The 14,209-nt window shown below is 62.2% G+C and carries 15 protein-coding genes and 1 pseudogene; 2 read left to right on the forward strand and 14 right to left on the reverse strand.

The window, feature by feature from the left end; all coding sequences use genetic code 11:
* Positions 1–26: 26 nt before the first annotated feature.
* The gene (locus ShzoTeo12_RS24625; protein ID WP_318912870.1) at positions 27–380 is read right to left on the reverse strand and encodes a cupin domain-containing protein; all 354 of its coding nucleotides are present in this window, start codon (positions 378–380) and stop codon (positions 27–29) included.
* A gap of 279 nt (positions 381–659) precedes the next feature.
* Between ShzoTeo12_RS24625 and ShzoTeo12_RS24630 the strand changes: the two genes are divergently transcribed.
* Positions 660–1,259, forward strand: coding sequence for a helix-turn-helix domain-containing protein (locus ShzoTeo12_RS24630; protein WP_119255091.1), 600 nt, complete (start codon positions 660–662; stop codon positions 1,257–1,259).
* 28 nt (positions 1,260–1,287) lie between these two features.
* Here the strand turns inward: ShzoTeo12_RS24630 and ShzoTeo12_RS24635 are convergent, their stop codons facing one another.
* The 9 genes and pseudogenes from ShzoTeo12_RS24635 to leuA all read right to left on the reverse strand — a co-directional run bounded on the left by ShzoTeo12_RS24635 (position 1,288) and on the right by leuA (position 7,569).
* On the reverse strand, positions 1,288–1,707 hold the full coding sequence (locus ShzoTeo12_RS24635; RefSeq protein ID WP_318912871.1) for a GNAT family N-acetyltransferase: 420 nt from the start codon (positions 1,705–1,707) through the stop codon (positions 1,288–1,290).
* 21 nt (positions 1,708–1,728) lie between these two features.
* On the reverse strand, positions 1,729–1,938 hold the full coding sequence (locus ShzoTeo12_RS24640) for a DUF2945 domain-containing protein (RefSeq protein WP_318912872.1): 210 nt from the start codon (positions 1,936–1,938) through the stop codon (positions 1,729–1,731).
* Positions 1,935–3,218: an NAD(P)/FAD-dependent oxidoreductase gene (locus tag ShzoTeo12_RS24645; protein ID WP_318912873.1), complete on the reverse strand. Its 1,284-nt coding sequence runs from the start codon at positions 3,216–3,218 to the stop codon at positions 1,935–1,937. Before ShzoTeo12_RS24645 ends, ShzoTeo12_RS24640 begins: the two co-directional genes overlap by 4 nt.
* A 20-nt stretch (positions 3,219–3,238) precedes the next feature.
* The gene (locus tag ShzoTeo12_RS24650; RefSeq protein ID WP_318912874.1) at positions 3,239–4,039 is read right to left on the reverse strand and encodes a family 1 encapsulin nanocompartment shell protein; all 801 of its coding nucleotides are present in this window, start codon (positions 4,037–4,039) and stop codon (positions 3,239–3,241) included.
* Positions 4,032–5,084, reverse strand: a complete 1,053-nt coding sequence (locus tag ShzoTeo12_RS24655; protein WP_318912875.1) for a Dyp-type peroxidase — start codon at positions 5,082–5,084, stop codon at positions 4,032–4,034. The genes ShzoTeo12_RS24650 and ShzoTeo12_RS24655 overlap by 8 nt, the downstream gene beginning before the upstream one ends.
* Before the next feature lie 52 nt (positions 5,085–5,136).
* Positions 5,137–5,331, reverse strand: coding sequence for a hypothetical protein (locus ShzoTeo12_RS24660; RefSeq protein WP_318912876.1), 195 nt, complete (start codon positions 5,329–5,331; stop codon positions 5,137–5,139).
* Between the two features lie 59 nt (positions 5,332–5,390).
* Positions 5,391–5,645, reverse strand: coding sequence for a DUF2171 domain-containing protein (locus ShzoTeo12_RS24665; protein WP_318912877.1), 255 nt, complete (start codon positions 5,643–5,645; stop codon positions 5,391–5,393).
* Positions 5,646–5,774: 129 nt separating this feature from the next.
* Positions 5,775–5,987, reverse strand: a pseudogene (locus ShzoTeo12_RS28315) (hypothetical protein); the annotation flags it as partial.
* Positions 5,887–7,569, reverse strand: a complete 1,683-nt coding sequence (leuA, locus tag ShzoTeo12_RS24670) for a 2-isopropylmalate synthase (protein WP_318912878.1) — start codon at positions 7,567–7,569, stop codon at positions 5,887–5,889. The gene leuA and the pseudogene ShzoTeo12_RS28315, both read right to left, overlap by 101 nt.
* Before the next feature lie 305 nt (positions 7,570–7,874).
* Here leuA and ShzoTeo12_RS24675 point away from each other — a divergent pair, with 305 nt between their 5' ends.
* A complete protein-coding gene (locus ShzoTeo12_RS24675) occupies positions 7,875–8,648 on the forward strand; it encodes a helix-turn-helix transcriptional regulator (protein WP_318912879.1) in 774 nt (257 codons plus the stop codon).
* An 8-nt stretch (positions 8,649–8,656) separates the two neighbouring features.
* Here the strand turns inward: ShzoTeo12_RS24675 and ShzoTeo12_RS24680 are convergent, their stop codons facing one another.
* From ShzoTeo12_RS24680 to ShzoTeo12_RS24695, 4 genes are all read right to left on the reverse strand, one after another.
* Complete coding sequence (locus tag ShzoTeo12_RS24680; protein WP_318912880.1) at positions 8,657–9,448, reverse strand: hypothetical protein; 792 nt, start codon at positions 9,446–9,448, stop codon at positions 8,657–8,659.
* A 193-nt stretch (positions 9,449–9,641) separates the two neighbouring features.
* On the reverse strand, positions 9,642–10,889 hold the full coding sequence (locus ShzoTeo12_RS24685; RefSeq protein WP_413251170.1) for a diguanylate cyclase: 1,248 nt from the start codon (positions 10,887–10,889) through the stop codon (positions 9,642–9,644).
* 232 nt (positions 10,890–11,121) lie between these two features.
* Positions 11,122–12,420: a TadE/TadG family type IV pilus assembly protein gene (locus tag ShzoTeo12_RS24690; protein WP_318912882.1), complete on the reverse strand. Its 1,299-nt coding sequence runs from the start codon at positions 12,418–12,420 to the stop codon at positions 11,122–11,124.
* A gap of 285 nt (positions 12,421–12,705) precedes the next feature.
* Positions 12,706–14,037, reverse strand: a complete 1,332-nt coding sequence (locus ShzoTeo12_RS24695) for a dicarboxylate/amino acid:cation symporter (protein WP_413251171.1) — start codon at positions 14,035–14,037, stop codon at positions 12,706–12,708.
* Positions 14,038–14,209 lie beyond the last annotated feature (172 nt).

Raw genomic sequence — 14,209 nt, forward strand, 5'->3', positions numbered from 1 at the left:
ACGCCGTTCGGTTGCGGATTGCACGGTCAGGCCCTGATTTCACGCGTGCGCCAGTCGACGGGCGCGAGCGCGTAGAACACCGTCGCGCGCTCCCCCTCATAGGCGAGCGCGGTCCCCTTCGGCACCCAGAGAACGTCACCCGGTACGGTGTCGAACACCTCATCGCCGACGCGCAGGCGGAACTTGCCCTCGAGCGTGACGATCAGTTCGTCGTAAAGAACGGTCCAGGCAATGGAGCAATCGTCGAAGCGGGCTATGCCGGCGCCCATGGTCTTGCTCGATTCGGGGCCGACCAGACGCGAAATTGTCGCGCGGCCGGAATCGTCACCGTAGGGCTCGAAGCTCCGCTCGGAGCTCTTGAAATGCGCGACGCCGGTCATTCGGGCCTCCCCACCCAAAATCAGCAAACTGAAGCCTGCATATTTTGTTATTTGTAAAAAATCGAGCGATTTTTTTACTATCGACAAAAAGATCGATGAAATTTAACTATACACCCGCCTTTCAAGGTTCTGCCAGCCGAAAAGTCGAACGCGCTTCACCCCGAAGTGGAAATTCGGCTTCGCATCTTGCGGCCCGACCATCGATCGGCAACAAGAGCAGGGCACCTTTGGCCCAATCGGATGCCGTCGCGAGACGGGAAATTCCTACGCGGAGCGAGCATGTCGTCTGGGGGCGGTCTTGGAACGGAAGCGGAAACCGCAATCGAGGATCCGGTCCTCGGCGAACGGATCCGGGGTTTGCGCAAAAGGCGCAAGATGACGCTTTCGCAGCTGGCCGAGAGCTGCGAACTCTCGACCGGCTATCTTAGCCAGATCGAGCGAAATCTCGCCTATCCCTCGATCCCCGCACTGGTGAAGATCGCCAGGAGCCTGGGGGTGACCGTGCAATGGTTCTTCGCAGGGGCCTCCCCGGTAGCGCAGGAAGAGCACGGCTATGTCGTGCGAAGCGGCAACCGCCTGAAAATCCAATACGAACACGGCATCATCGACGAACTGGTCACGCCGAAGATGAGCCTGCAGGTGGAAATGATCTATACCCGGCTGCCGCCGGGAACGGAAAGCGCCGAAAGCTACGTGAACGCTGCCGATGGCGTGGGTTTCGTCCTCTCGGGCGAGCTCGACATGTGGGTTGGCGAGCGCCATTTCCACCTTTATGAAGGCGATAGCTGCTCCTATTCCTCAGGCGAGCCGCATCGCTACAAGAATTCCAGCGAGCGCGAAGCCGTCGTGATCTGGGCGATCAGCCCTCCCAGTTTCTGAAATACGGCCTCGTCGGCGCTGCTCTTTGCTAAGCGGCGGGCGAAACGAAAACGATCTCGGGATCGCCATCATCGAGATTGTCGATGTATCCGCTCGGCTTGAAACCGCATTTTGCAAACAGCATCTGCATTGGCCTGTTGGACATATTGGTGGAGCTGAACAGCTTCGAGCCTGCCGTCATCCGCTGAAAATGAACGATGGCGAACTCTCCCAATCCCTGGCGGCGAAATTCTCGGCCGATCATCACCATCTCGATAAAGGCATGGCCGAAAAAATGGTCCGTCAGCACCCCATAACCGCAGATCCGGCCGTTTGCCTCGACAGCATAGCAACATCCTGATCCGATCCAGGCGCGTATTTGGCGACACCGCCCGCCGTCCGTCGCAGCGACCGTATCGACAGCGCAAAGCGCCTCGCTGTCCTCCGATATCGCCAATCGTATATGCACGCCCTTTCCTTTCACGTGCGGTCAAGCATGATCGAGCGCGCTGCCCTTGTGGGCGGCGATGTGGTCGGTCTTGTCGCTCTTGATCTCGTATTGCGGATCGTCGGGCGACGCGCGGTGGGTATGGCCCTTGTAGTCGAAGTCGCTGGTGTGGACGGCGATGATAGTGCCCGACACGCGGCCGGCCTCCGAGTTCCAGGCGACGTGATCGCCGATGGCAAAGCGCTTGCTCATTGCGGTCTCCTTTCCGGATTTTCGGCATTCGCGCCGGTGATCAGGCGGGCGCTGCGCTGCCCGGTGGAATAGATCCACAGCCAGCTCAGCGCGACGGCGAGCCGATTGCGCAGGCCGATCAGGAAGTAGACATGGGCAATCCCCCAGGTCCACCAGGCAAGCCGGCCCTTGAGCTTGATCCAGCCGAGATCGACGATGGCGGCCCGCTTGCCGATGGTCGCGAGATTGCCGTCGTTGCGATAGGCGAAGGGGCCTGGCGCCGGCTTTCCTTCGATGCGGGCGCGGATCACGCCGGCGACATAGCGCCCCTCCTGCTTGGCGGCGGGCGCGATGCCCGGCACGGTCCTTCCCTCTCCCATGGCGACATGCGCGGTATCGCCGATCGCGAAGATATCCGCAAAGCCCGGGACCGAAAGATCGGGCGCCACGACGACCCGCCCTGCCCGGTCGGCCGGCACGCCCAGCCACTCGGCCGCCGGCGAGGCGGCGACGCCCGCCGCCCAGAGGATGGTCGCGGCGGGCAGGAATTCGCCGCCGAGTTCGATGCCCTCGGCGCTGCATTGCGAGACCGCGTGGCCGGTGCGCACCTCGACGCCGAGCCGGGCGAGCGCCCGCTCGGCATAGGCCGAAAGATCCTCGGTGAAGGCCGCAAGGATGCAGGGGCCAGCCTCGACGAGCACCACCCGCGCCTCGCGCGTGTCGATATTGCGGAAATCGCGGCGCAGCGTCTCATGGGCAAGTTCCGCGATGGTGCCGGCAAGCTCCACGCCGGTCGGCCCCGCGCCGATGATCGCGAAGGTCAGGAGGCGGCGGCGCTCGTCGGCATCCGTCAGCCATTCCGCCTGCTCGAAGGCGGAAAGAATGCGCCGGCGGATCGTCGTCGCATCCTCCAGCGTCTTCAGCCCCGGCGCATGGGGCTCCCATTCGTCATGGCCGAAATAGGCATGGCGCGCACCGGTGGCGAGGATCAGCGTGTCATAGGCGACCCGCCGCCCGTCCTCCAGCAGCACGGACTTTCCCGCCGCATCCACGCCGCCGACCGCGCCGAGCAGGGTCGTCGCATTCTTATGGCGGCTGAGGAGGGAACGGATCGGCCAGGCGATTTCCGAAAGGGCGAGCGAGGCCGTCGCCGCCTGATAGAGCAAGGGCTGGAACAGGTGATGGTTGCGCCGGTCGAGCACCGTGATGCGGAACGGGCCGGCCGCCAGATGCCGCGCCGCCTCCAGTCCGCCGAACCCGCCGCCGACGATGACGACGTGATGCTCACCCTTATCCGTCATGCCGGCCTCCAGCCGTTTTTCTACTCCGCGGAAAGCGCCACGGCCGCTTCTGTCGTCAGCGTGCGGAAGGTGAAGCTTTCCTGCACATAGAGATCGACGGTCGTGGCGGAATGGGCGAGGTAGCCGATGGAGAAATCCTCGCCGACGGTCAGCTCGAAATCGCCGCCGCGCAGCGACAGAACGAGGCCGCCCTCGATGGCCGGCGCCCAGATGATGCCGCCGTCCACCACCCGCTCGATATGGTGGAAGACCGGGTAACCGTCGTCGCTGCCGCCGCTTGCCGCCATATAGGCATCCGCGCCGAGTACCAGCGCATAGGGGCCTTCCACGCCGGCAAGCCGGAGTTCGCCGACCGCCCGCGCCACGGCATCCGAATAGCGCTTCACGCCCGGCGGCAGCGGCACGGCCGGATTGCTCGCGACCGCGCGGATCCCCTCGATATTGGCGGCGGCATAGCCGTCGAACACCGCGCGGTCCTCGGCAAACGCGATCTTGCGCATGGCCTCCTTGACGGGCGACCAGTCGCTGTCGAGCGCGCCGCGCTCCACATCGTCGATGGCGCTGCGCGAAAGCTGGAAGGGCACGCGAAGCTCGACCAGGGCCTTCACCTCGCGCCGGAGGGACTGGATGCCTTCGTCCGGCGGCGCGATGGGCAGGACATGACCCGTACCCACCGCCGAAAGCCCGAGCCCCGACGGGCCGACCATGTCGACGACACGCCGGCCGGCGAGGTGACGCTTCAGCGTGCGCGCCGCCTCTTCCTCGATCTCGGCCCAGGCGGCTTCGGAAATGGGTGCAAGTTCGCGGTGCAGGTTATTCATGGGAAACCCCTTCTTTCAGAGAGCCTATGCCGAGCGAGCCGTCGCGGCGCGGGGGCGGATCCGTCGCCGCGGGCGTCGCGGCCGCGGGGGCGGCCGGCGCTGCATCCGGCGTCACCGCGTCGAGGAACGAAGCGGAGGGAATGAAGAACAGGGAGCCGGTGACGGCGCGGCTGAAATCCAGCAGACGGTCGTAATTGCCCGGTGGCAGGCCGATGAACATGTTCTCCAGCATGCGCTCGATACGGTGCGGCGAGCGGGCATAGCCGATGAAATAGGTGCCGAACTCCCCCTTGCCGACATCGCCGAAAGGCATGTTGTCGCGCAGGATCTCCAGCGGCTCGCCGTTCTCCTCGATGGAGGTGAGGACATTGTGTGCATAGCTCGGCTTGGCGGCGTCGTCGAGTTCGATGTCGGAAAGCTTTTCGCGGCCGATGATCCGCTCCTGCTCGGCAACCGGGACGCGGTTCCAGCCGGGTAGGTCATGCAGGTATTTCTGCACGATGACATAGCTGCCGCCGGCAAAATCCGCGTCCTCTTCACCGATGATCGTCGCCGCGACGGCCGCGCCGTCGACGGGGTTTTCCGTGCCGTCGACGAAGCCGATGAGGTCCCGGTCGTCGAAATAGCTGAAGCCGTGCACCTCGTCCTCGGTAGCGACGAAACCCGCCAGCCGGCTCATGATGTGGGTTGCAAGCTCGAAGCAGAGGTCCATGCGCGTGGCGCGGATATGGAAGAGCAGGTCGCCGGGCGTGGCCACCGCATGATGCTTGCCGCGGATTTCGCGGAAGGGATGCAGGTCCTTCGGGCGCGGTGCGCCGAAGAGCCGGTCCCAGGCATCCGAGCCGACGCCGAGCACGCAGGAAAGCCCGCCTTCAAGATCGCGGAAGCCGACGGCCCGCAGGAGGCCGGAAAGATCGGCGCAGAGCTTTCGCACGGCGGTTTCGGCCGCGTTGCCGGGCTCCAGTGTCACGACGAGAAAGATGGCCGCGCGTGTCAGCCGCGCCGCGACCGGCTGCGGGACGACGGAAGGAAGAACTGCATCCATGCATGATCCATTCGGCAAGGGCTGGAAGGCGGCAAGCCGGCAGGATGCCGGCTCAATCCATGTCGCGGAAGGCGTGTCCGTTCGCCTCCAGGGCTTTCACCACCTCGGAAGGTAGCGAGTCTTTTTCCACCGTGCCATCGAAAATCCAGTCCTTCGCATCGGCGATATCGGGAAGGCCCGCGCCGGCACGCACGTAAAGGCCGATCGCCGGCTTCTGCGGGTTGAGATAGAGATCGTAGTCTTCCATTGGAGGCACCCTGCGCTTGAGAAAACGGGGCGGCCGGAGGAAAGCCGCCCCGGACCTGGTCAGAGCTTGACCGGACGGCCGGACTTTTCCTCTTCCAGCGTCACGGCGATGTCGGCATTGGCCGACAGGCGCACCTTGTCGCCCTCGACGCCGGCCACGAAGCCCATCTCGATATAGTGGTGATGGCCCTCGTGATGGCCGAAGCTGTCGCTCTTCTTCAGCTTGATGCGGTTGCCTTCCACGCGGTCGACCGTGCCGACATGCACGCCGTCGGCGCCGATCACTTCCATGTTTTCCCTGACCTTGTCGCTCATGCCATTTCTCCCTTTCGGATGTTCAGACCGTTCGGATTTCCTGCCGTTGAAGGGAATGTCTCCCTGCCGGCGGCGGCGGCGCGAACACCCGCTCCGCCGCACACTGTGGGCAAGGATCATTTCCGCCAGCGAATCCTGTACATAGCGCTGGATCGCCCGTTTCAAAGGGCGGAGCCTCATAGGCGGGATAGGCACCTGACGAAAGCGTTGCGAGCTGTCGCGCTCGGCAACGGGAACACGGCTATGCGCTGTCGGAGCAATTGGCCGCGGCGCTGAGGACGGCCCGCACCGACGCGGTCGCGATGTCGGTATCGATCCCGACACCGAATACCTTTCGACCATCGTGGGTGCGGCATTCGATATAGGCGGCGGCCTGCGCAAAGGTACCCCGTTTCAACGAATGCTCGTGGTAGTCGACGACGTCCAGATCGATGCCGCAGCCGGTCTGCAGGGCCGACAAAGCGCTCGAGATCAACCCGTTGCCGCGACCCGTGATCGCAAGCTCCCTGCCGCGATGGCGGATGCGGCCGGCAAAGACCCGCGCCTCGCCGTTGCGCGCCGCTCTGCCGTCCTTGTAGCCCAGAAGCTCGAAATCGGCATTGCCGTCCAGATGGTAGACATCGCAAAACAATGCCCAGATCGTCTCGGCGGTGATTTCCTTGCCCGTATCGTCGGCGAAGGCCTGGACGCGGCGGCTGAAGTCGATCTGCAGCGGGCGCGGCAGCTTCAAGCCGCGGTCCTGCTCCAGCACCCAGGCGATGCCACCTTTGCCGGACTGGCTGTTGACGCGGATGACCGCCTCATAGGTCTCGCCGATATCCTTGGGATCGATCGGCAGATAGGGCATTTCCCATATGCCGTCGTTTCGGCTTTCATGTGCGGAAAAGCCCTTGCGGATGGCATCCTGATGCGAGCCGGAAAAAGCCGTGTGGACCAGTTCGCCGGCATAGGGATGACGCGGATGGACCGGCAGGGCGTTGCAATGCTCGACGGTGCGCACCACCGAACGCATCTCGGGAAAATAAAGCTTCGGATCGATGCCCTGCGTATAGAGATTCAACGCCAGCGTCACGAGATCGACATTGCCCGTTCGCTCGCCATTGCCGAAGAGGCACCCCTCCACCCGGTCGGCCCCGGCCAGCAGGGCCTGCTCCGTTGCTGCGACCGCCGTGCCCCGGTCATTATGCGGATGCACGCTTATGATCACGCTGTCGCGACGCGAAAGATTGCGGCAGAACCACTCTATCTGGTCCGCATAGACATTCGGCATGGCCACTTCCACCGTGGCGGGCAGGTTGAGGATCGCCTTGTTTTCGGGCGTCGGCTGCCAGACATCGAGAACCCGCTCGCAGATTTCGAGGGCGAAATCCGGCTCCGTAAAACAGAATGTCTCGGGCGAATATTCGAAGGTCCAGCGGGTTTCCGGCTGTTTCATGCTTTCTTCCAGCATGGCGGTCACGCCGCTGATCGCCAGATCGACGATCTCGTGCCTTTCCATCCTGAACACGACGCGACGAAAAAGCGGCGCCGTCGCATTGTAGAGATGCACGATGGCCTGGTGCGCGCCGCGCAGGGACTCGAAGGTACGTGAAATCAGGTCGGCGCGCGATTGGGTCAGCACCTGGATCGTCACGTCCTCGGGCACAAGATCGTCTTCGATGAGCCTGCGGACGAAGTCGAATTCGGTCTGCGATGCCGAGGGGAAGGCGACCTCGATTTCCTTGAATCCGATGTCCAGCAGCATTCGGTAGAAACGCATCTTCTTCTCGCCGTCCATCGGATCGGCAAGCGCCTGATTGCCGTCGCGCAGGTCGGTCGAGACCCAGCGCGGCGCCTGCGTCAATCGCCGGTCGGGCCATTGGCGGTCCGGCAACGCGATGGGAGAAATGAAGGGACGGTATTTGATATCGGGGTTCTGCATCATGGCTATGACTTCCTTCTGCTCTTGGAGCAGCGACTTCGACAACGAAAGGGTGCTGACGGCGGACTACGACCGCCGGGTCGCCATCAGGCCCAGCGGTCGCCGATAAGTCGAAGGAGAAGAAGGAGCAGGGCCGGGCGCGCGCCGTTCGACGGCGCATCGGACACCGGCGAAACGGACAGGATGGGGCGGGCGCAGGCGGACACTCTATAGCTTTCCGAAAAAATGTTTCTGCGGCCGATGATATGCGGGCGGAGGTTGGCATTCCTGCGCGCAAAGGCCATCATAAAGCGCAAAAGGGTCAACCCATGTCGCTCAACTATCCCGCACCGTCTGCGCTCGCCGTAACCGCCATCGCGCAGGACGATGTTTCCTTCGCCGGCCCGCCCCATCGCCATCAGGATGCACAGCTGATCTATGCGCGATCCGGTGTCGTGTCGGTCTCGACCAAAAGCGGCACCTGGATCGTGCCGCCCAATCGGGCGGTCTGGGTCCCGCCGATGGTGGAACATGCGACACGCAGCCACGGCCCGGTAGAGTTCCGCGCGATCTTCGTTCGCTCCGATGCCGCGGGATCGCTGCCCGGCGCCTGCGGGGTGGTGGAGGTGTCGCCCCTGCTCAGGGAACTCATCCTGCGGCTGATCGAACTGCAGGGACGGGACATTACGGATTTCAGCCGGCGCGTGTGCGAGCTGTTGCTGGAAGAACTGACGTTCCTGCCCGCAGAACCGCTCAACCTGCCGATGCCGTCCGATAAACGGCTTCGGGATCTCTGCCAGACATTGCAATCCGATCCCGGCATGGCGCTTGCCCTTGTCGATGCAGCATCGCGCACCGGCATGAGCCGGCGCAGCTTCATGCGTCATTTCGAACACGAGACGGGCATGACCTACGGCCGCTGGCGCCAGCAGGCGAGACTGCTTGCCGCCTTGCCCGCACTGGCCGGCGGGCAACCGGTTCTATCGGTCGCGCTGGACTGCGGTTATCAAAGCGCCAGCGCTTTCGCGGCAACGTTCAAGCGCAGCCTTGGACGAAGGCCATCGGATTACTTCAACAACAATGCGAAAAACACCGCGGGGTGACTCCGTCCTTATCTGAGAGTCTCGACAATCGCATCGACATCCCTGCAATCCTGGCCCGAAGGCGCGCTGCCAGCCCGTTCGTTGATTGCCGCGGCCGCCTCAATGGCTGCCTTCATCCGTGCGATGGTGTCAGGCGACTGATCCTTCATCATGATCTCGGAAGCGAGGGTCGACACGTTTACGGAGCGCATGTTGAGCTCCAGCTCGGAGCAGCTTGCGGAAGCAGGCGCGCTGCCGGCCTCGTTGGCGGCAGCAGGATCGGCTGTCCCCAGGCGAACGGTCGAGACGGCAAGGTCACAGGCGGGTGAGAAGCGCCCGGATTTATCTTCGGGATAGATGCATTCGAAATTATAGGCTTTCCCGTCGACCACCGTGAATATGTAGCGGTTGATGGCGACGTTGCTGAACCTCGCATTGGTGAACACCATGTCGATGGCAGGCTGGCCGAGCAGGGTGGTCATTGCGGTAGACTTGAGTCTGATCGAGGGCAGAACGGCGATCGCCTTCGTGAATTCATCGACGATGACATCGCGCGTTTGCTCGCTTACTTGCGAGATGCTTCCTGGGTCACGCGGCCCGAGGAAAGTGATAAGCACGTCGCCGTTACTCATCGTCGAGGCCGTAACACCCGTTACGTCACCGGTCCCGTCAGGGAACATATGGCTTAGCGTGAAGTCCACCGGGTACTGGAAGCTGTACGATCCGTCATCCGCTTCGAAGCTCTGCGTTTCCTGCGCCGCGGCCAGCGCCGGGACGATGAGGACCAATGCCAGCAATCCGGCGCGCGCAAGCAATGTCATTGCAATACCACTCCAAACAATCCGATTCGCGGACATTCTTCCTATACCGTCACCTGCCCGATTTCAGTAGCAGAAAGAACCCCTTGCGACGCAAGCGAGGACAACAAATGTGCAGCGCCCGGTGATTTCGGTCCCGTCTCATGACGCCCTGGAACGAGACGCGAGACCGATGAATCGCTTGACGCTTGCACGATCAGCGGAAGGCGACCTCGAGGTTCTGCCTGTCGCCTGAGATGACGGAGCAGGCCGTCTCAAATCCCTCCGCTTTTATCGCGAGCCGGAATTCCGACGGGATGCCGGCCGTGTTGGTGACCGTAATGCCCGCACCATCCACGCCGAGGCTTTTCACGGTGCAGTCGACCGTCGAGCGGCGATCGTTGAAGATGACACTTCCCGCCTTCAACACGCGGCGACGCGCGCCCATCCCGTTGGCGGCCTGCATCGAGGACCAGGAAACGCAGCGATTACGGCCACTGCCCTTTGCCCGGTACATTGCGGCATCCGCCTGGGCCAGCAGGGTATCGACATCCCGTCCGACGATGGACAATGCCGAGACCCCGAAGCTGGCGGTCACGGCGAGCGTGCCGAAGTCCCCGCAGATCGGCCGGGCGCAAACTTCCGCCCGCAGCTTTTCGGCCGCGGCCATCGCGTCCTCCGCCCCAATATGGGGGAGCAGGATCGCGAACTCCTCTCCGCCCAGCCGCCCGAACAGGTCGCTGGCGCGAAGGTTGGCGCGGCAGGTCGCGGCAACGGCTTTCAGCACCTCGTCGCCCGCTGCATGGCCATGCGTATCGTTGACCAGCTTGAAACGGTCGACATCGAGCAAGATGCAGGCGAGATCGTGCCTGTGGCGCAGTGCGGCGGCGATAAGCTGCTCCGCCTCCCGCTTGAAGGCGCGGCGGGTCAGTGCCTCGGTCAGGCTGTCGGTGGAGGCGGTCTGCATCAATTCGATCCTGTCCATCGCCACTCCCGCCAGTTCCTCGAGAACGCAGAGATCCCTGCGGCCAAAGGAGCGAGGCGCCCGGTCGATCGCGCAGACCGTACCGATCGTGATCCCGGCTTTCGTCTTCAGCGGCACGCCGGCATAGAAGCGGATATGCTCAGGGCCCGTGACGGCCGGATGCGCGACAAATCGCGGATCCTTCATCGCATCCTGCACGATCATCGGTTGCTCGTCGGCGGCGACATAGCGGCAGAAGGTGTCTTCAAGAGGCACCTCATCGGCAGAAAGGCCCGAACAGGCCTGATACCATTGCCGATGCCCGTCGATGAATGAAACAAGGCCGATTTCGACATCGAATATCTGCTGGATCAGCCGAACGATCCGGTCGAAGCCACTGTCACGCGGACCATTGAAAAGGTCGAGTTGCTCAAGCGCAGCCAGGCGCCCCTTCTCACGTTGAACAGCTTCCGCCGACGACTTACCGAATACCCTGGCCATCACTCGAAACTCCCCCATTCCCATTCGCCTCGACAAAGCGAATTGGACAAATCAGGTGGTTCCTTTGAACATGACGATGTCGTTCAAGCAATCGACGAAAACGGAAATGCCCGTTTTTGCCGTTTGGGCATGATCATGGAGCGTTTGCGCAGGCGCCTGGCCAGGAAGATTCACCCGGACGCAATCCATCGGGTTTGGCGAGCAGGCGGCTGCGGGAAATCCGCCGTCCTCATCAACTCGTGACGCGAGGGCTTTTTACAACCTTGATGAAAAGGGCTTTCATGGCTGCCTCGATGCCCTCCGTGGGGCTGACTTCAAAATAAAGGTCGTCGCTTGCGCATTCCTTCATCTTGCCGCCGATCTCGCTCTGGAAGGGCTTGATCCAGGAATTGTACCAATCGTTCGTCGGCAGGGGGAGATAGGTCGTATAGAGGACGGCCACCCGGATGCCGCGATCCTTCAAGGCCTTGCAATACTTGACATCGATAGGCTCCTGACAGCGATTGCCGGTGAGCTTCTTCGTGCAGCCCTTCGGTTTGTTGCTATCGCCCACGCCGTCTGCGACGAAGAAGACGATCTTCTCACGATTCGTCATGGTGGTGCCGTCGCCAGGCTGGTCGATCTCGGCATTGATCTTGGTCAGGGCATCATCGAAGCTCGTCTGCTGGTCGTTGTCGTAGCCCTGATAAGGTATGCTCATCAGCTTGATGTTCTCGGCCGCCTTCTTGATCGCGGAAAGATCCGCAGTCAGTTTCGAGACCGTGTAAAGCTTCACGTCCGTCGCCGCTTCACCGAACGTATAGGCGGCAATGCGGAACTGGCCGGAATATTTCTGCGTACTGACAGCCTCGTCCATCAGGGCGGCGGTCGCCTTCGCGACGACGTCGATGCGTATCGTCGCGCCGATCTTGCGCGCAAGATTGTAATAGCTGTTTTTATCGCTGACGCCGTTGTTGACGATATGGCAGGCGAAGGCGCATTTGTCCGAGGTGGCGTTGACGAGCTTGGTCACGTCTGCCGGAGTTGCGCCCACTCCCATGGAGGGCGTGTTGTCGAGCAGCATGAAGAAGTCGATAAAGCTGTCCGTCTGGTAGGTGGCCGTCGCTGTTCCCGAGACGGTGATCGAATTTTTCCCCAGGATCCGCATGAAGGTCGTTGGAATCTCCGCCGTGAAGTCGACGCGGGAGTTCAGGTTGCTGCCCTTCTTGAAGACCGACATGTCGACGGACAGGGTCACGTCCGTCAACGCATTGGGGCGCTGCGCCAGGAAGAACAGACGGCCATCCTCCGCAGCGATCTTGACCTCGCCATCGGCACCCATCTTGACCGCTTCGGCAACCCCTTGCGATTTTTCAGTAATCGCCGCCAGGGCGGCGGCGTCGGCAGCATCGAAAAGTTGCGACCGAATGAAGACGGCCTGGCTGAAGTCGATCGCAGCGCCGGCGGCGCCGAAAAACGGCACGCTGACCAAGGCTGCAAGCATCCCGAAATTGCCAGATTTGCTGCGTGCAAACGCTGAGAACCAACGCATGTTGCCCCCTCGGTCCAGATCGAAACAACATCGGGCCAAAGCGATAACGGGCAATTAAGAAGTTAGAAAAATATGTTCAAAAGCATGCGGTTTTCTCGAACTACCCATCTGTTCCGGTGAGTAAACTCCAGGTTATTCAATTCCGATCTGACATGCGGATCACTCGAACCAGCACATGGCCATGGGCCAACACCGTTTCGACGGCGCCTGAAAACGGTACGGGCATCCAGCCTTCACCGGATGCCCGTATATCTGCATAATTTCGGGATAATCCTGCTTCCAGCCTTATTGCGCCGGCGACAGGGCGGGCACTTCGGCCAGCGTTCCGGTGGCGCCGCCCTCCAGCGCCGCATTGAGCTTTTCGACATCCAGTTCGTTTTCCCAGCGCGCGACGACGATCGTCGCGACGGCATTGCCGACGAAGTTGGTCAGCGCGCGGCATTCGGACATGAAGCGGTCGATGCCGAGGATCAGCGCCATGCCGGCGACCGGCACGGAGGGCACGACCGAAAGCGTCGCGGCCAACGTGATGAAGCCAGCGCCCGTGATGCCCGCGGCCCCCTTCGAGCTCAACATGGCCACGAGCAGGAGGAGAATCTGGTCGCCGATCGGCAGCGAGATATCCATGGCCTGGGCGATGAAGAGCGCGGCAAGCGTCATGTAGATGTTGGTGCCGTCGAGATTGAACGAATACCCCGTCGGAATGACAAGGCCGACGACCGAGCGCTTGCAGCCGGCCTTTTCCATCTTCTGCATCAGGCCCGGCAGCGCTGCTTCCGACGACGAGGTGCCGAGAACGAGCAGCAGCTCTTCCTTGATGTAACGGATGAGCGCCAGGATGGAGAAGCCGTTGTACCTGGCGACCGCTCCCAGCACCACGAAGACGAAGAGGAACGCGGTGATGTAGAAGGTAGCGATCAGGAAGGCGAGGTTGGCAACCGAACCGATGCCGTACTTGCCGATGGTGAAGGCCATGGCGCCGAAGGCGCCGATGGGCGCGGCCTTCATCAGGAGGGCGACAAGGCGGAAGATCGGCGAGGTCAGGGACTGCAGGAAATCGACGACGGGCTTGCCCTGTTCGCCGACCATGCCGAGCGCGATACCGAACAGAACGGAGAAGAACAGCACCTGCAGGATATCTCCATCGGAAAAGGCGCCGACGATGGTCTGCGGGATGATGTTCATCAGGAAACCGGTGATGGTCGATTCATGCGCCTTGGTGGCATAGGTCGCGACCGCATTGGCATCGAGCGAGGCCGGCGCGATATGCATGCCGGCGCCCGGCTGCACGACATTGGCGACGACCATGCCGACGGCAAGCGCCAGAGTCGAGAAGGTCAGGAAGTAGATCATCGCCTTGCCGGCGACACGGCCGACCTTCTTAAGGTCCGACATACCGGCAATGCCGGTGGCGACAGTCAGGAAGATCACCGGCGCGATGATCATCTTGACCAGCTTGATGAAGGCATCTCCGAGCGGCTTCAGGCCGGCGCCGAAATCGGGATAGAAATGGCCGACGAGCATGCCCGCGATGATGGCGACGATCACCTGGAAATACAGATGGGTGTAGAACGGTTTGGGGTCACGCGTTTCGGTGACGGCAGACGAGATATGCACGGCTTCCTCCTTTCGCACCCCCACCGATGAAACGGCTCTTCCCGGGGTGGCTTGCTGTAACTGCCGGCTAGATCAGCAAGGGGTGTGCCAAGTCGCGTGGAGGCGACTAAGCGCCGATTATTATTGATCTATTTCTTTCGCACCGAGAGGACCGAGACGTATTTGTGCGACT

The sequence above is a fragment of the Shinella zoogloeoides genome, assembly GCF_033705735.1.
In the GTDB taxonomy this organism is placed as follows: Bacteria; Pseudomonadota; Alphaproteobacteria; order Rhizobiales; family Rhizobiaceae; genus Shinella; species Shinella zoogloeoides_A.